The sequence below is a fragment of the Micromonospora eburnea genome, from assembly GCF_900090225.1.
Lineage (GTDB): Bacteria > Actinomycetota > Actinomycetes > Mycobacteriales > Micromonosporaceae > Micromonospora > Micromonospora eburnea.
Genome location: NZ_FMHY01000002.1, coordinates 6,180,139 through 6,196,461, shown reverse-complemented (window position 1 = coordinate 6,196,461; position 16,323 = coordinate 6,180,139). Strand labels below are relative to the sequence as shown.

Sequence of the window (16,323 nt, the reverse complement as noted above, 5' to 3'; positions counted from 1 at the left end):
GGGTCCCGCCGGCCAGGAACCGGCGCGCCGGCCGTCGGGGCCGCGTCGGCCGGTGAGCGGGTCCCGGGTCCCGGCGGTCAGGAACCGGCGAGCGGGTCGCCGGGGTTCCGCTCGGGCTCCCGTGGGTCGCCCTCGCCGGACCGGGAGGCCAGCAGCCGGCGGTACGACGCCAGCCGGCGCGGGTCGGCCTTGCCGGCGGCCACCCAGGCGTCCAGCGCGCAGTCCGCCTCGTCGGCGGTGTGCTGGCAGTTCGCCGGGCAGTCGACCGTGGCTTCCACGAGATCGGGGAAGCCGTGCAGCAGGCTCTCCGCCGAGACGTGGGCCAGCCCGAAGCTGCGTACCCCGGGGGTGTCGATGATCCAGCCCGGATCGCCGGCGTCAGAGGCGCCGGGATCCGGCAGCGGGGGCAGCAGCAGCGCCACCGCGCTGGTCGAGGTGTGCCGCCCCCGGCCGATCGCGCTGACCGTGCCGACCGCCCGGTCGGCCTCCGGGACGAGGCGGTTGACCAGCGTCGACTTGCCCACCCCGGAGTGCCCGACCAGCACCGAGACCCGCCCGGCGAGCAGCGCGCGCAGCGCGTCCAGCGCGGAGTCCGGGCGGATCAGCACGTACGGCAGCTCCAACTCGGTGTAGTAGTCGAGGACCGCCTCCGGGCCGGCCAGGTCGGCCTTGGTCAGGCAGAGCAGCGGCTCGATGTCGGCGTCGTACGCGGCGACCAGGCAGCGGTCGATGAACCCGGTGCGCGGCGGCGGGTCGGCCAGCGCGCTGACGATCACCAACTGGTCGGCGTTGGCGACGACGACCCGTTCCAGCCGCCCCTCGGCGGTGGTCGCGTCGTCCTCGGCGGTACGCCGCAACACGGAGGTGCGCTCGGCGATCCGGACGATCCGGGCCAGCGCGCCCGGCGCGCCCGAGGTGTCGCCGACCAGCCCGACCCGGTCGCCCACCACCACCGACTTGCGACCCAGCTCACGGGCGCGCATCGCGGTGACGGTCGGGGCGTCGGGCCCGGCGTCGGGGAGCACACACGTGTAGCGGCCCCGGTCGACGGCGATCACGAACCCGTCGACCGCGTTCTCGTGCCGGGGTCGGGTGCGCGTACGCGGGCGCGACGACTTCCCGGGTCGGACCCGGACATCGTCCTCGTCGTACTCCCGTCGCCTGGTCGCCAGGACGTCCCCCCGTCGCGTCAGCTCTTGCCGGTCACCATCCCCGACCATAGTGCCGGGAACTCCGGCATGGTCTTCGAGGTGCACGCCACATCGTCCACCTCGACGCCGGGAACGGCCAGCCCGGCCACCGCCGCGGCGTGTGCCATCCGGTGGTCGGCGTACGTCCGGAAGGTCCCGCCGCGCAGCGGGCGTGGGCGGATCTCCAGCCCGTCGGCGAACTCGGTGATGTCCGCGCCGAGCGCGGCGAACTCCGTGGCCAGCGCGGCGATCCGGTCGGTCTCGTGCCCGCGGATGTGCCCGACGCCGGTCAGCCGGGACGGCGAGTCGGCGAGCATCGCCAGCGCGGTCAGCACCGGGGTCAGCTCGCTGACGTCGGAGAGGTCGGCGGTCAGCCCGTGCACGCTGCCGGTGCCCCGGACGGTCAGCCCGGCGGTGGTCAGCGTCACCTCGCCACCCATCCGGGTCAGCAGCGCGCGGAGCTGCTCGACCGGCTGCATGCTGCTGCGTGGCCAGCCCTGGAGGGTCACCTCGCCGCCGGTGACCAGCGCGGCGGCGAAGAACGGCACCGCGCCGGAGAGGTCGGGCTCGATCGCCCAGGCCCGCCCGGTCAGCGGGCCGGGCTCGACCGCCCACACGTCGGGCGTGGCGTCGTCGACCGCGGCCCCCGCGGCCCGGAGCATCTGCACGGTCATCCGCAGGTGCGGGGCGGAGGGCACCGGCGGCCCCTCGTGCCGGACCACCAGGCCCCGGTCGAAGCGGGGCGCGGCCAGCAGCAGCCCGGAGACGAGCTGGCTGGAGGCGGAGGCGTCGACGACCACCTCGCCGCCGCTGACCCGGCCGGTGCCGAGGACCGCCAACGGCAGGCTGCCGGTCGCCGGGCTGTCGATCCGTACGCCGAGGGAGCGCAACGCCCCGACCAGCGGGCCGATCGGGCGGACCCGGGCCTGCGGGTCGCCGTCGAAGGTGACCCGGCCCTCGGCGAGGCCGGCGACCGGCGGCAGGAAGCGCATCACCGTGCCGGCCAGGCCGACGTCGACGTGGGCGGGGCCGACCAGCCGGTGCGGCCGGACCAGCCACCGGTCGTCGTCGGAGATCGACATGTGCGCGCCCATCCCGCGCAGCCCGCCGGCCATCAGCTCGGTGTCCCGAGCACGCAGCGGCCGGTCGAGCGTCGACGGGCCGCCGGCCAGCGCGGCGAGCACCAGGGCCCGGGCGGTCATCGACTTGGACCCGGGCAGGCGCAGCGTGGCGGCGACCGGGTCGGTGGCGGTCGGCGCGGTCCACGGCTGCGGCGGTCGCGTTGCGGTCAGATTCCCCACGCTCACATTCTGCCAACTCGCCAGGCCGGCGGAGCCACCCGTCGCGCCTGCTCCCGGTTGGCGGGACAGCCGGAACGTCCGCGGCGGGTTAGCGTGTGCGCATGTGCGGGAGGTACGCGACGACCCGGAGCGCGGGCGACCTGAGCGCGCTGTTCGAGTCGTCCGACGAGACCGGCGGGGCGGTCGGCCCGGACTTCAACGTCGCCCCGACCGACCCGGTGCCACTGGTCCGGCTGGCCCCGGAGGGGCACCGGCTGCTCTCCGTCGGCCGCTGGGGGCTGGTGCCGCACTGGTCGCGTAGCGCGGCCGGGGCCGCCCGCATGATCAACGCCCGGGCGGAGACCGTTGCCACCAGTCGGGCGTACGCCCCCTCCTTCGCCCGCCGGCGCTGCCTGGTCCCCGCCGACGGCTGGTACGAGTGGGTCCGCGAGCCGGACGGCCGGCGACAGCCGTACTACATGACTCCGGTGGACGGCTCGGTGCTGGCCTTCGCCGGCATCTGGTCGGTCTGGGAGCCGGCGGGCGCAGCCCTGCTCACCTTCAGCGTGCTGACCACCGCGGCGGTCGGCGAACTGGCCGAGGTGCACGACCGGATGCCGTTGCTGCTGCCCCGGGAGCGGTGGGCGGCCTGGCTCGGCCCGGCCGACGAGCCCGCCGCGCTTCTTGCCCCGCCCGCTCCGGAGTGGCTCGCCGGGCTGGAGATCCGGCCGGTTTCCCCGGCGGTCGGCGACGTCCGCAACGACGGACCGGGGCTGACCGCCCGGGTGCCTCGGACCAGAGGTGAAACAGCCTCGGAAATGACGCTGTTTTGATCATTGTCGGCACATTGTCGGTGCTGATTTGCCGGGGTTGCGCCTGAAACGTCGCCCGGCTCTTTAGCCATCTTTACCGCAGAGGCTTGTCCCCGTGTGTGCAAGTGCGATAGAACACAGCGCCGGTGTTGGGCGTCTGTTCGCACGGGGCGGATGACACCCATCGATCATTTGAGATCATCTGCCGGTCCCACGGGGGAGGTGGGTGTATTGACACGGGCGCGTATGCCCCGTCCGCACGAAGTAGCCGCCGCACGACGAGACCCGCGCCTGCTGCGGGCCTTGCGGGAACGACGACAGGACGAGGCGTGGCGGACCAGAGGGACCTGCCAGAGCGTGGATCCGGAGACGTTCTTCCCGGCACCCAACGAGCCGGCCGACGCGGCGGTGGCGCTCTGCCGCAGCTGTGACGTCCAGGGACCCTGCCTGGCCTGGGCGCTTGAGGTGGGCGACTGTCACGGCGTCTGGGGTGGCACCACGCCGCGTGAGCGGCGGGCGATGCTCGTCGCCTGGCGCGGCGAGGTGCAGCCGGATCCGGACGCGGCCGACGAGGCGGGCCCGCCGGTCCGCGACCGTCTGCTCGCCCTGGTGCCGTCGCGCTGATTCCGCGCACCGCCGCCCGCGTCCCCAGGGGCGCGGGCGGCGGCATTTCCGCCCCGGTACGCCGTGGCACAGGAAGCGCCGCCGACGTGCAATGCGCCGGTTGCGGCACGGTCGCGGTGCCGGGCGCAGAATGGGCCGGTGCGGCACAGCGACGACATCGAGACGCCCCGCGGGGCGGCCCGGACAACCACCGACCTGCCGGCCGTCCCGGTGGGCACCGTGCTGGTCCTCGGCCACGGGGCGGGCGGCGACGTGGATGCTCCGGACCTGATCGCGGTCCGGGACGCGGTGGTCGACGCCGGGGTGGGCGTGATCCGGGTGACCCAGCCGTACCGGGTCGCCGGCCGGCGGGCGCCCGCCCCCGCAGGGCACCTCGACGAGGCGTGGACGGCGGTGCTGGCCGCGCTCCGGCAGCGCCACCCCGACGTCGCCCGTTGGGTGGTCGGCGGCCGCTCCAGCGGTGCCCGGGTCGCCTGCCGTACGGCCGGTGCCGTCGGCGCGGCCGGCATCGTCGCGCTCGCCTTCCCGCTGCACCCGCCGGGCCGCCCGGAGCGCTCCCGCGCCGACGAACTGCGTACCGGTCTGCCCACCCTCGTGGTCAACGGGGACCGGGACCCCTTCGGCGTGCCCGAGCCCGGGCCGGACGTCGAGGTGGCGATCCGCCCGGGCGAACGGCACGACCTGCGCGGCAACCCGGCCCGCACGGCCGAGGTGGTCCGCGACTGGCTGCGCGCCCGAGCGTGGACGCCCGCCTGACCCGCCCACGTCAGCCCCCTCGCGCGCCGGGGCAGCGTGATCTCGGGGGTGCCCGGCGCGGCTGGGCGTGACCCGGGGTGGCGGCGGGTCGTTGCATCGGATGGTGTCGGCGGCCCGGTCTCGGGCATCCGGGGCCATCCTCCCAGGCCCTTCCTGGTCCCAGCACCGGTCGCGGCCGGGGCCGGGACCAGGAACGGCGGGGTGGCCGCGGAATGTGCCATCGGCGGCGGGCGTTACCACCCCCGGACGACTTTTCCAGCCGAGGGGGGTGACCGGTGCCGATCGAGACACGGAGCCGGGAGCGGGACGAACGGGACGCACGGGCACTGAGACGGCTGCTCGACGCGCCGGAGTGGTCCGCGTCGGCAGCGGTGAGCACCAGCACACCGGCCGGAACCGGATCTGCGGGCAGGCCCGTACGCGTATCCTCGGCGGGAAAGCATCCGACGCGAGGGGATGTGCGGTTGACCACCGAGAAGACGGACGAGCGCAGGGCCCGTTTCGAGCGGGACGCGATGCCCTTCGTCGATCAGCTCTACGCTGCCGGGCTGCGGATGACGCGGAACCCGGCGGATGCCGAGGACCTGGTCCAGGAGACCTACCTGAAGGCGTACGCCGCCTTCCACCAGTTCGAGCAGGGCACCAACCTCAAGGCCTGGCTCTACCGGATCCTGACCAACACCTACATCAACTCCTATCGGAAGCGGCAACGCCAGCCGATCCAGGCGCCGACCGACGAGATCACCGACTGGCAGCTCGCCGAGGCCGAGTCGCACACCTCCAGCGGGCTGCGCTCGGCGGAGACCGAGGCGCTCGACCGGCTGCCGGACAGCGACGTCAAGGAGGCCCTCCAGCAGTTGCCGGAGGAGTTCCGTCTGGCGGTCTACCTGACCGACGTCGAGGGCTTCTCCTACAAGGAGGTCGCCGAGATCATGGGTACGCCGATCGGCACCGTGATGTCGCGGCTGCACCGCGGCCGGCGTAATCTGCGCAAGCTGCTCGAGCAGTACGCGGCCGAGCGGGGGTTCACCGCCACGCCGTCGAAGGGTTCGACCGCCGCCGCCAGCCGGGAGGTGTGACCGTGAGCTGTGGAGAGCCGCACGAGACGGACTGCCGCGAGGTGCTCGCCGAGGTCTACCTCTATCTCGATCTGGAGTGCGCCGAGGAGCGGCGCGTGCTGATCCGGCACCACCTGGACGAGTGCGGGCCCTGCCTGCGCGAGTACGGGATCGAGCAGGAGGTGCGGGCGTTGGTCGCCCGTTGCTGCGGCAACGAGACCGCGCCCGAGGAGTTGCGGGAGCGACTGCGGGTCCGCCTGACCGAGCTGGTGGTCTTCGAGACCACCGAGTCCCGCGAACTCGCCGACTGAACCCGATCCGCGACGAGCTGACGAGCGCGATCGCGACGAGCTGAAGACACCGGTGGCCCGGGTCCGATCGGACCCGGGCCACCGTCGCGTCCCGACGATCAGGAGTTGGGGCGCTTGCCGTGGTTCGCGCTGCTCTTCTTGCGCGCCTTCTTCTTGCGGGCCTTCTTCGCCATGCTCTGCCTCCTTGTGCTGGTCACGTCCGGCCGCGGGCGAGCGCGGCGGAGGTCGCGTACCGGTCCTGCTCAAGCTGGGGACCGACGGCGCTGATGCTAGTGCCGGCGGTGGCCCCGGGGGTCCGGCGGGGGCGGAATCGGGCGGCCGGGTCGCTCTCCACCCCAGGGTGATCGCGGTCATGATTGGATACCGTTCGCAGGAACACCGGTGGAGAGGGAGGGCTGTCAGGATGGCCGAGGAGATCCGCGCCGAGATGGTGGCGAACGTCTGGAAGGTCGTCGCGTCGGCTGGGGACAGCGTCTCCGAAGGGGACACGCTGGTGATTTTGGAGTCGATGAAGATGGAGATCCCGGTCGTTGCCGAGTCCGACGGCGTCGTGCAGCAGATCGCGGTCAACGAGGGTGACGTGGTGCAGGACGGCGACCTGATCGCGGTGATCGGTTGACCGGCCTCCTGGTCCGTCGGGCGGAGCCGGCCGACCATCCGGCGGTGGCCCGCCTGACGGTCGCCGCGTACGAGGCGGACGGCCAGCTCAAGGGCGAGCACGGCTACGGCGTGGTGCTCGCCGACGTGGCCACCCGGGCGGAGACCGGCGAGGTGCTGGTCGCCGTTGACGAGGCCACCGGCGAGGTGCAGGGTGCGGTCACGTTCGTGTTGCCCGGCACCCCGTACGCCGAGCTGTCCGGGCCCGGGGAGGCCGAGTTCCGGATGCTCGCGGTCGACCCGGCCGCGCAGGGCCGCGGCGCCGGGGCCGCCCTGGTCCGGGCCTGTGTGGCCCGGGCGGCGGAGCTGGGCTGCTCGGCCGTGGTGATCTGCGTACGTGCCGGCATGGCCGCCACGGCACACCGCCTCTACGCGCGGCTCGGCTTCGTCCGGGTGCCGGAAAAGGACTGGTCGCCGCTGCCCGGCGTGGAGCTGCTGGGTCTGCGCCTGGACCTTACCGGCCGGGCCTGACCGGGGGCCGCCCGCTGACCGGGGCCGCCCGCTGACCGGGGCCGCCCGCTGACCGGGGGCCGCCCGCTGACCGGGGGCCGCCCGCGTCGAGGCGTCAGCCGGGAAGCGGGCGGCTCAGTCGTCGGAGCCGATTTTCGCCAGCAGCTCGTCGGCCACCTCGAGGGCGATCTTCTTGCGCTCTTCCTCGGTGATGTGCGGGGCCCGGACCGCGAACCAGCTGCTGTGCACGGCGAAGAGGGTCAGCGCGGCCCGTAGCTGGGCGGCCGGCGTGTCGTCGCCCCGGCACAGCTCGTTGGCGAGGCGCATCATCCGTTCCCGCATCTGCTTCCCGGCGGTGAGGCTCTTCAGCACGGTCTGGTTCTGCTCGAAGAAGCGCATCACGGCGGGCAGGTCGCCGCCGAACATCGTGTCCGCGTACCGCCCGATCAGCGTCCGGCGGGTGGCCAACGTGGCGGGCTGGGTACGCGCCCACTCGATCAGCTCGTCCATCCGGCGTAGCCGGTCCTCGACGAAGCTGTTGACGATCTCGTCCTTGCTCTTGAAGTGGTAGTAGAGGGCGGCCTTGGTCACCCCGAGCCGCTCCGCGATCTCCCGGAGCGAGGTCCGCTCGTACCCCTGCTCGGTGAAGAGCTCCAGCGCGACGGCCTGAATACGCTCCCGCGTGCCGCCTGTGCTCTCCCTCACGTGTGTGCACCACCCAACTTGCTTGACCGATTCTTCCCGTCAGCTTACCGTGCGGCTAGTAAGGTAACTAGCCGGGCGGCAAGTAAGTCGATCACACTTCGGGGGAGTTCACCCATGACGCAGCCAGCCCAGGCGGCAGCCCGACCCGGTGTCCGGGTCGTCCTGTTCGGCCTGATGATCGCAATGATGCTCGCGATGCTCGACAACATGATCGTCAGCACCGCGCTGCCGCGGATCGTCTTCGAGTTCGGCGGGGCCGGCCACTTCACCTGGGTGGTCACCGCGTACGTGCTGGGCACCACGGTCTCGACCCCGATCTGGGGCAAGCTCGGCGACCTCTACGGCCGCAAGGCCGTCTTCCTGACCTCGGTGGTCGTCTTCCTGGTCGGCTCCGCGCTCTGCGGCATGTCCGGCTCCAGCCTCCTCGGCGGGGCCCAGGACGGCATGATCGAGCTGATCGCGTTCCGGGCCGTCCAGGGCCTCGGCGCCGGCGGCCTGATGGTCGGCGTGATGGCGATCATCGGTGACCTGGTGCCGCCCCGGGAGCGGGGCCGTTACCAGGGCATGATCGCCGGCATCATGGCCATCGCCATGGTGGCCGGACCGCTGGTGGGCGGCTTCATCACCGACCACCTCTCCTGGCGCTGGGCGTTCTATGTCAACCTGCCGCTCGGTGGCGTCGCCCTGCTGGTGCTGGCCACCACCATGCACCTGCCGAAGTACCGCACCGAGCACAAGATCGACTGGCTGGGGGCCGCGCTGCTCTCCGTCGGCATCACCGCGATCGTGCTGGTCACCACCTGGGGTGGCAACGAGTACGACTGGATCTCCCCGCAGATCCTCGGCCTGGCCGCCCTCGCCGCGGTGACCCTGGTGATCTTCGGCTTCGTCGAGCGGCGGGCGGCGGAGCCGATCCTGCCGCTGGGGCTCTTCGCCAACCGGAACTTCGCTCTCATCTCGGTGATCGGATTCCTGCTCGGCTTCGCGATGTTCGGCTCGATGAGCTTCCTGCCGCTCTTCCAGCAGACCGTGCAGGGCGCCTCGGCCACCAACAGCGGCCTGCTGCTGCTGCCGCTGATGTTCGGCATGCTGGTGGTCTCGCTGGTGGTCGGCCGCACCATCACCAAGACCGGCCGCTACCGGGCCTTCCCGATCATCGGCGGCGTGGTGATGGCCGGCGGCATGGGCCTGCTGACCCTGCTGGACCTCGGCACCAGCAAGACCGAGTCCTCGCTCTACATGATCGTGCTCGGCGTCGGCATGGGCTTCCTCATGCAGACCTCGATGCTGATCGCGCAGAACAGCGTGGCGCAGAAGGACCTCGGCGCGGCCAGCGGCGCGGCCACCTTCTTCCGTTCGATCGGCGGCTCGTTCGGCGTCTCGCTCTTCGGTGCGATCTTCGCCAACCGGCTCGCTAGCTCGCCCGGCGGCGCCGCCTTCGGTGGCGACGGGGGCCAGCCCGACCTGGAGAAGCTCAAGCAGCTGACCGGGCCGATGCGCGAGGTTGTGCTCGGCGGGCTCTCCGACGCCATCTCACACGTCTTCGTCTGGGCGGTCTTCTTCACCGTCGCGGTGCCGGTGCTCGCCTGGTTCATCAAGGAGGTCCCGCTGCGCTCGGCGAACGATGTTCCGCCCGCCGACGCCACCGGCGAGGAGCAGGCCGAGGTCGCCCTCGGCAACGCGCCCACCGCCTGACCGCAAGCGCCGCGGCCACGCCGAGCCCACCAGGGCTACGGCGTGGCCGCGCCGTCTTCGCCGCCCCCTTGTTCGCTTCCCGGTGTCAGGGGCGGCGGAAGAGGGCGGCCAGGCGGCGCCGGAACCGGCGCCAGGGGGTGGCCGGGGTATCGGCCGGCGCACTGGCGATCAGCGTGCGGGCCAGGTCGCGGGTGGGCGGGTCGACGTCCGGGGTGGCCAGCGCCAGGTGCGCCAGCGACACCACGATCGGCATTCGACGCTCCCGGGCCACGGCCGCCGCGTCGGCGAGCCGCTCCGCCATCACCGCGGCCACGTCGGCGCGTACGGCGGGGTCGACCCAGGCGGCGGTGACCAGGGCGAACAGCGCCGCCTCGGTGATCCAGTCCTCCACGTCCCAGACCAGCTCCAGCAGCACCCGGCGGCGGGTGGACTCCGCCCAGGGCTCGTCGGTGCGGTGGTGCAACAGGCCCAGGCAGGCCCAGACCTGCACGCAGCGTACCCAGAGCGACGGGTCCTGGACGGCGAGCGCCCGGCCCAGCGCGGTGGCCGGGGCCTCGGGGGGATGCGCGAGCAGGCCGAGCAGGTCGGCAAGGTCCAGCGTGGCCAGCCCGACCGCGGCGTCGTACGCGGCCGGCGGGTGGGGCCAGGCCGGGTGGGCGAGCTGCCGGATCCGCTCCGCGGCCTCGGCCGAGGGCGCCGGCAGGGTGGGCGTCGCGGCGGTGCCGTCGTACCGCCAGAGGGGGCGGGTGGTGGCCCGCCGAGGTTCGCGCGGGTCTGGGTCGGCGATCGCGGCCACCTCGACGTCCAGCCCCGGCACGGCCGCCGCGGTACGCATCGCGCTCGGCGGTTCGAGCGCGTCGAGGCGTACCTCGATCCGGCCGGCGCCCTGGGCGGTGACGGCCTGGCGCAGCGCGTCCGGCACCGGCCCGGCGGCCGGGGTCAGCTGTCCGAGCCAGGGGCGGGCGCGGCAGCACTCGGCCAGGTCGCCGTGCTCGTGGCTGTCGTCGGGGTGGTCCCGCACGAAATCGGTCAGGGCCACCAGGTGGGCCACGTCCCCGTCGCGCTGGAAGCGCAGCCGGTACGCGGTGTGCACCGCGCAGTCGAACGTGGGGTCCTTGGCCAGCGCCCGGTCGATCCAGTCCAGCGCCTCGTCGAGCCGGCCGTTGTCGGCGAGGGTGCCGGCGATGTCGGCGTAGACCGCGAGGTCGTCGGGGTCGTGCGCGACGGCCCGGCCGAGCGCGGCGAGGGCCTCCCGGACCCGGCCGGCGCTGCGGTACGCGTACCCGAGCCACACCTCGCCGAGCTTGCTGGGCTGTGCGCGTACCCCTCGGGCGGCCCAGGAGACGGCGAGGGCGGCCTCGCCGAGGCGCCGGGCCAGCGCGGACGCCGCGCCGAGCAGCAGCGGGTGGCCGGGGTGCACGGTGACCGCGTTGCGGGCCAGGGTGAGGTACGGCCGCAGCGGTTCGCGCAGCCGGCGCGGCACCGGGTCGGGGACCGCCGCGCAGAGCTGCATGAGGATCCGGGCAGTCCGCTCGGGTTCGAGTCGTTCGGGCAGCTCGGGGGCGGTCACCCAGGGCACCCCGGCCCAGTCGACGTCGGGCGCGTGACCGGTGGCCGCGGCCAGCAGGTCGAGCCCCTCGGCGGGCCGCCCGGCGGCGGCGAGCAGGTGGGCACGGGCCACTACCGCACCGACGAAGGCGCGCTGGCCGAGCGGGAAGAGTTCCAGGTCGCCGCCGCTGACCGCGGCCACCCGGGCGAGCGTCTCGTGCACCTCGGGCAGCGTCGGGGCCTGGACGAGGGCGGCGGCGACATGCCCGGCGGCGTGCGGCAGATCCCCCTCCGCCAGGGCCAGCCGGGCCAGCGCCAGCTCCTCCATGGCGGAGAGCGCGGGATCGTCCTCGGGCACGTCGTCCTCTCGGTGGTCGGCCGGTCGGGCAAGCCTAGGGGATCACCCGTCCAGATGGTGATCCACTGCGCACTACTGTTCGTTCCGTTGCTCGTTACTGCCGAAAAATGCAAGACTGAGCATCGATCGCGCGGCAATCGCGCAGGAAGGGGTCTGCTTCGTGACGCGTCCAGGGGCCGGGATGGCGGCCGACATCGCCGAGCAGCCGGCCGGTTACGACCGCCTGCTCTCCGCCGAGCACGCCGGGGCGATCGCCCGGGTCGCGGCGGTGATCGCCGAGCGTCGGCCCCGCCACGTGGTGTTCACCGCCCGGGGCACCTCCGACCACGCGGCGCTCTACGCGGCGTACCTGACCGAGATTCGGCTCGGCCTGCCCGCCGGCCTCGCCTCGCCGAGCGCGATCACCGTCTTCGGCGCCCGGCCCGACCTCTCAGATGCCCTCGTGGTCGGGGTCAGCCAGAGCGGCGGCTCGCCCGACCTGGCCGAGGTGCTGCGGGTGGCCCGTGCCTCCGGCGCGCTCACCCTCGCCGTCACCAACAACCCCGACTCACCGCTGGTACGCACCGCCGAGCTGAGCGTCGACATCGCCGCCGGGCACGAGCGGGCCGTCGCCGCCACCAAGACGTACACCGCCGAACTGCTCGCGTTGCTGATGCTCGTCGAGGGGGTACGCGCCGGCGACGGCGTGCTGCCCGCCGAGGAGCGGGCCGCCCTCGCCCGCCTGCCGGAGCTGGCCGAACGCACCCTGTCCGACACCACCCCGGCGCAGCTCGCCCCGCGCTACCGGTTCGCCGCCCGGCTCGTCACCACCGGCCGGGCATACGCGTACCCGACGGCCCGGGAGGCGGCGCTGAAGCTGATGGAGACCTCGTACCTGCCGGCGCTCGCGTTCTCCGGTGCCGACCTGCTGCACGGCCCGCTCGCCATGACCGACCCGGACGTGCCGGTGCTCGCCGTGGTCGGGTCCGGCCCCGGCGGGCAGTCGATGCGCGAGGTGCTGCCCCGGCTCGGCGAGCGCCGCGCCGACGTGGTGGTGGTCGGCTCCGCCGACGTCGAGGCGACCGCCCGGATGCCCGTGCCCGAGGTCGACGAGCGGTACGCCCCGCTGCTGGACATCCTCCCGCTCCAGCGGCTCGCGCTCGCCCTGGCACTGGCCCGGGGCGAGGACCCTGACTCCCCGCGCGGCTTGAAAAAGGTCACGGCGACGATGTGACCCCCGGCGTGGCACGCTGTTCAGCGTGTCCACCCTCCGTGAGCTAGCCGAGGAGCACACCCAGCTCCGGCCGGCCGACATCGACCACCTGCACCGGCTCGCCGGCGACTGGCAGCTCCTCTCCGACCTGTCCTTCGCCGACCTGCTGCTCTGGGTGCCGGTGGACGGCGACGGCACCTTCCTCTGTGTGGCCCAGGTCCGCCCGACGACCGCGCCGACCACGTATCTCGACGACCAGGTCGGCCGGATCGTCGGCGGGCCGGAGGTGGCGCACCTGGAGGTCGCCCACCGGCAGGGCCGGATCTGGCGGGAGGGCGACCCGGTCTGGTACGGCGACGTGCCCGCCCGGCACGAGGCGATCCCGGTGCGGCTGCGCGCCGCTGACGGGGAGTCCGGCGAGGTGATCGCCGTGGTCGGCCGGGACACCAACCTCTCCACCGCGCGGACGCCCAGTCAACTCGAACTGAACTACCTGACCACGGCGGACGACCTGGCCCAGATGATCGCCGACGGCACCTTCCCGCCGCCCCGGCACCCGGGCGAGACCACCTCGGCGCCCCGGGTCGGCGACGGCCTGGTCCGGCTCGACGCCAACGGCAAGGTCACCTACGCCAGCCCGAACGCGCAGTCCGCGTACCGGCGGCTGGGCTACGCCTCGCATCTGGTGGGGGAGGACCTGGCCAAGCTGCACCGGCGGCTGGCCGGCGACCCGCTCGAAGGCACCGACGCCGGCAACGCGGTGCTGGCCGCGCTGCGTGGCGAGGCCCCACCCCGACGGGAGATCGACGCCCGGGGCGCGACCATGCTCACCCGGGCGCTGCCGCTGATGCCGGCCGGCGTGCCGATCGGCGCGCTGGTGCTGGTCCGCGACATCACCGAGGTACGCCGCCGCGACCGTGCCCTGATCACCAAGGACGCCACCATCCGGGAGATCCACCACCGGGTGAAGAACAACCTTCAGACCGTCGCGGCGCTGCTCCGCCTCCAGGCCCGCCGGGTCGGCATGCCGGAGGCCCGGGTCGCCCTGGAGGAGTCCGTACGCCGGGTCGCCTCGATCGCGCTGGTGCACGAGACGCTCTCCATGTCCAGCGACGAGGCGGTGGAGTTCGACGGCATCGTCGACCGGGTGGCCAGCGCGGCCACCGAGGTCGCGGCAACCGAGGTGACGGTCGGCATGCGCCGGCAGGGCAGCTTCGGCGTACTGCCCGCCGAGATCGCCACCTCCCTGGTGATGATCCTCAACGAGCTGCTGCTCAACGCCGTCGAGCACGGCTTCCCGCCGACCGAGGAGGAGGGCCCGGCCCGCCCGGAGGGCACGGGGAGACCCGAGGTGGTGGTCTCCGCGCACCGGTTCCGTAAGCAGCTGCACGTCTCGGTGGCGGACAACGGACGCGGGCTGCCCGAGCAGTTCGACGCCGAGCGTGGCGGCAACCTCGGTCTCCAGATCGTCCGGGCCCTGATCACCGGCGAGCTGCGCGGCACCATCGAACTGCGCAACGGCGCCACCGGCGGCACCGAGGCGGTCCTGGTCGTCCCCCTGGCCCGGACCCCCACCACCGACCCCACCCCCTGACCCACCCACCTCATCCCCGCTCTGCGTTGATCAAGGAGTTCGCGTCTGAATTCCGCCGCGACGGTGACGCAAACCTCTTGATCAACCCGGGTGGGTGGGGTGGGTGGGGTCAGCGGGTGAGGAGGGCGATGGTGAGGCCGGGGCGGGGCCAGAGCTGTTGGACGGTGAAGTTGTCGCGGAGGGTGGTGCCCTTGGGGCCGGGCACGGTGGCGAGCGGGTCGGTGGTGTGGCGGCCGGAGACGACCAGCCAGACCCGGTCCACGCCGGCCAGGCACTGCGCCGGCCGGGCGCACTCGCTGGCCCAGAGGTCCGCGCGCTGCCGCTGGTCGCGGACCACCAGCGCGTCACGGGGCTGCCGCGACCCGAGGTGGTACGCCATCCCCAGGTCGAGGAAGAGCCAACTGTCCCGGGGCGAGTAGACGATCGCGTCGCCCGGCCGCTCGTGCGCGGCGATCACCTGTGCCGCGCCCCGGTAGTCGACGGGGGCGGTACGCGGCCACTCGTGCGTACGCCGCAGCGCCGCCTGGTCGGGCAGGCCGAGCGCCCCGGCCAGCGCCACCACGGCGAGCGCCGGCACGAGGCGTACGCCGGCCAGCGCCGCCCCGGCCAACAGGCACGCGAACGGGACGGTGAAGAACAGGTACCGGGCCACCCACAGTGGCACGGCCGTGCCGGCGGCGAAGAGCAGCAGCACCGGCAGCAGGACGGCGGCCCCGGGCAGCAGGGCCCGGCGGCCGAGCCGCCCCGCGCCGAGCGCGGCGAGGCCGACCAGCAGCCCGCCCACCACTCCGCTCTGCGCCACCCCGCCGGGCAGCCCGGTCAGGTCGGTGGGGCGGGCCAGGTCCACCCAGTCGAGCTGCCGGGACCGCTGCGACCCGGCGAGCAGCACCAGCGGGGTGACCAGCAGCACGGCCGGCAGCAACGCGACCAGCCACCGCCGGAACAGGCGCGGACGGGCCCACCGTCGGCTCCTCCCCGCTCCGCCCCGACCGGCCGCCGCACCGGGGCCGGTCCGGCCGCTCGGGCCGCGGGGTTCCCGGGCGTCCACGCGGGACGCATTCGCCGGGCGGTCGGCGTCGGCGGCTGCTGCTCGGCCGGCCCTCACCGGCCGATCCCGGCTCGGCCCGTCGCCGCCGGCCTCCGTTCCGGCGGGGTTCGCCGTTCCGGTGAGGCCGGCTGCCGCCGGGCCGCGTATCGCGGCGAGCAGCACCACGAGCGCGTGCGCGGCGAGCAGCGACAGGGCGATCAGGTGGCTCAGCCCGAGGGCGGCCACGACGAGGCCGTACCCGGTCCAGCGCCGCCACGTCGGCCGGCTCAGCGCCCCGACCAGCAACAGGGTGGCGGCCACGGCGAGCAGCGCGGTGAGGGCGTACGGGCGGGCCTCCTGACCGTACCGCGAGGTGCTCGGGAGGACGGCGAGGAGCAGCCCGGCCAGCAGTCCGGCCCGGGGGCCGGCCAGCCGTTCGCCGAGCCGGGCGGTGAGCGCGGCGGCCCCGGCCACGGCGAGCGCGGACGGCAGCCGTAGCGCGGTCGGCGAGGCCCCGGCCAGCGCGATCCAGCCGTGCAGCAACAGGTAGTACGGCCCGGTCGCGGCGTCGATGGTGCCGGCCAGCCGGACCAGGTCGCTGACCGGGCGCGCGGCGGCGCTCCAGGTCGCCAGTTCGTCGCGCCACGGCTGGGCGTGGCCGATCCCGGTGAGGGTGACCGCCAGCGTGAGCAGGGCCGGCGGGGCCCAGACCAGCCAGCCCCGGCGGGCGCCCGTCGCCCCGGCCGGTCCAGGCTCGGAGGCTGCGGTCACATTCCGCAGCGTCACACAGCGGCCGCTCTCCCGGGCCGGTCCGCCGATTCCCGGCCGATCACTCCGGTTGCCGCATGGTTCGCTCCGGGTCGCGTACACGGTGGTGTCGGGCACCCGCCGACACCACCACGTCCCGCACGCGGAGTCGATCATGGCGGGGTGCGCGCATCACCGTCGATGGGCGAAGCGGCGGCCCGTGATGTGGGATCACACTTCCGGCCGTTGGCCGGCAGCCGATCGATGTGGGAGCATGAGCCCATGACCGCCGCTGTCGTCCGCCGCTTCGTGGCCCGCC

16 protein-coding genes are annotated in these 16,323 nt (G+C 74.1%); 10 read left to right on the top strand and 6 right to left on the bottom strand.

Annotation, left to right across the window (positions count from 1 at the left end):
- Positions 1 to 77: 77 nt before the first annotated feature.
- Both rsgA and aroA read right to left on the bottom strand, forming a co-directional pair.
- Positions 78 to 1,220: a ribosome small subunit-dependent GTPase A gene (gene rsgA / locus GA0070604_RS26850; RefSeq protein WP_167363578.1), complete on the bottom strand. Its 1,143-nt coding sequence runs from the start codon at positions 1,218 to 1,220 to the stop codon at positions 78 to 80.
- Entirely contained in the window at positions 1,190 to 2,491 is a 1,302-nt protein-coding gene (gene aroA, locus GA0070604_RS26845) for a 3-phosphoshikimate 1-carboxyvinyltransferase (RefSeq protein ID WP_091124542.1), read from the bottom strand. Before aroA ends, rsgA begins: the two co-directional genes overlap by 31 nt.
- A 101-nt stretch (positions 2,492 to 2,592) precedes the next feature.
- Between aroA and GA0070604_RS26840 the strand changes: the two genes are divergently transcribed.
- The 5 genes from GA0070604_RS26840 to rsrA all read left to right on the top strand — a co-directional run bounded on the left by GA0070604_RS26840 (position 2,593) and on the right by rsrA (position 6,031).
- Positions 2,593 to 3,303 (top strand): SOS response-associated peptidase, encoded by a 711-nt coding sequence (locus tag GA0070604_RS26840; RefSeq protein WP_091124537.1) that lies wholly within the window; start codon positions 2,593 to 2,595, stop codon positions 3,301 to 3,303.
- Positions 3,304 to 3,513: 210 nt separating this feature from the next.
- The gene (locus GA0070604_RS26835; RefSeq protein ID WP_091124534.1) at positions 3,514 to 3,906 is read left to right on the top strand and encodes a WhiB family transcriptional regulator; all 393 of its coding nucleotides are present in this window, start codon (positions 3,514 to 3,516) and stop codon (positions 3,904 to 3,906) included.
- Between the two features lie 138 nt (positions 3,907 to 4,044).
- Positions 4,045 to 4,662 (top strand): alpha/beta hydrolase family protein, encoded by a 618-nt coding sequence (locus GA0070604_RS26830; RefSeq protein WP_091124530.1) that lies wholly within the window; start codon positions 4,045 to 4,047, stop codon positions 4,660 to 4,662.
- Positions 4,663 to 4,937: 275 nt separating this feature from the next.
- The gene (locus tag GA0070604_RS26825) at positions 4,938 to 5,741 is read left to right on the top strand and encodes a sigma-70 family RNA polymerase sigma factor (RefSeq protein WP_091124527.1); all 804 of its coding nucleotides are present in this window, start codon (positions 4,938 to 4,940) and stop codon (positions 5,739 to 5,741) included.
- A 2-nt stretch (positions 5,742 to 5,743) separates the two neighbouring features.
- Complete coding sequence (gene rsrA / locus GA0070604_RS26820) at positions 5,744 to 6,031, top strand: mycothiol system anti-sigma-R factor (RefSeq protein WP_091127440.1); 288 nt, start codon at positions 5,744 to 5,746, stop codon at positions 6,029 to 6,031.
- Between the two features lie 98 nt (positions 6,032 to 6,129).
- Here the strand turns inward: rsrA and GA0070604_RS34420 are convergent, their stop codons facing one another.
- A complete protein-coding gene (locus GA0070604_RS34420) occupies positions 6,130 to 6,204 on the bottom strand; it encodes a 50S ribosomal protein bL37 (protein WP_369752275.1) in 75 nt (24 codons plus the stop codon).
- Between the two features lie 230 nt (positions 6,205 to 6,434).
- Here GA0070604_RS34420 and GA0070604_RS26815 point away from each other — a divergent pair, with 230 nt between their 5' ends.
- On the top strand, positions 6,435 to 6,650 hold the full coding sequence (locus GA0070604_RS26815) for a biotin/lipoyl-binding carrier protein (protein WP_089005411.1): 216 nt from the start codon (positions 6,435 to 6,437) through the stop codon (positions 6,648 to 6,650).
- A complete protein-coding gene (locus tag GA0070604_RS26810) occupies positions 6,647 to 7,159 on the top strand; it encodes a GNAT family N-acetyltransferase (RefSeq protein ID WP_091124525.1) in 513 nt (170 codons plus the stop codon). The genes GA0070604_RS26815 and GA0070604_RS26810 overlap by 4 nt, the downstream gene beginning before the upstream one ends.
- Before the next feature lie 114 nt (positions 7,160 to 7,273).
- On the opposite strand, the gene GA0070604_RS26805 is transcribed toward GA0070604_RS26810, so the two are convergent.
- Positions 7,274 to 7,843 carry a TetR/AcrR family transcriptional regulator gene (locus GA0070604_RS26805; protein WP_091124521.1) on the bottom strand — a complete coding sequence of 190 codons (570 nt, stop codon included), beginning with the start codon at positions 7,841 to 7,843 and terminating at the stop codon, positions 7,274 to 7,276.
- Positions 7,844 to 7,957: 114 nt separating this feature from the next.
- Between GA0070604_RS26805 and GA0070604_RS26800 the strand changes: the two genes are divergently transcribed.
- Positions 7,958 to 9,538: an MDR family MFS transporter gene (locus tag GA0070604_RS26800; RefSeq protein ID WP_091124518.1), complete on the top strand. Its 1,581-nt coding sequence runs from the start codon at positions 7,958 to 7,960 to the stop codon at positions 9,536 to 9,538.
- A gap of 85 nt (positions 9,539 to 9,623) precedes the next feature.
- Here the strand turns inward: GA0070604_RS26800 and GA0070604_RS26795 are convergent, their stop codons facing one another.
- The gene (locus tag GA0070604_RS26795; RefSeq protein WP_091124515.1) at positions 9,624 to 11,444 is read right to left on the bottom strand and encodes a tetratricopeptide repeat protein; all 1,821 of its coding nucleotides are present in this window, start codon (positions 11,442 to 11,444) and stop codon (positions 9,624 to 9,626) included.
- A 181-nt stretch (positions 11,445 to 11,625) separates the two neighbouring features.
- Here GA0070604_RS26795 and GA0070604_RS26790 point away from each other — a divergent pair, with 181 nt between their 5' ends.
- Positions 11,626 to 12,657, top strand: coding sequence for an SIS domain-containing protein (locus GA0070604_RS26790; RefSeq protein WP_091124512.1), 1,032 nt, complete (start codon positions 11,626 to 11,628; stop codon positions 12,655 to 12,657).
- Between the two features lie 25 nt (positions 12,658 to 12,682).
- Positions 12,683 to 14,230, top strand: a complete 1,548-nt coding sequence (locus tag GA0070604_RS26785; RefSeq protein WP_091124509.1) for a sensor histidine kinase — start codon at positions 12,683 to 12,685, stop codon at positions 14,228 to 14,230.
- 109 nt (positions 14,231 to 14,339) lie between these two features.
- Here the strand turns inward: GA0070604_RS26785 and GA0070604_RS26780 are convergent, their stop codons facing one another.
- On the bottom strand, positions 14,340 to 16,028 hold the full coding sequence (locus GA0070604_RS26780) for a glycosyltransferase family 39 protein (protein WP_244162093.1): 1,689 nt from the start codon (positions 16,026 to 16,028) through the stop codon (positions 14,340 to 14,342).
- Positions 16,029 to 16,323: the final 295 nt, after the last annotated feature.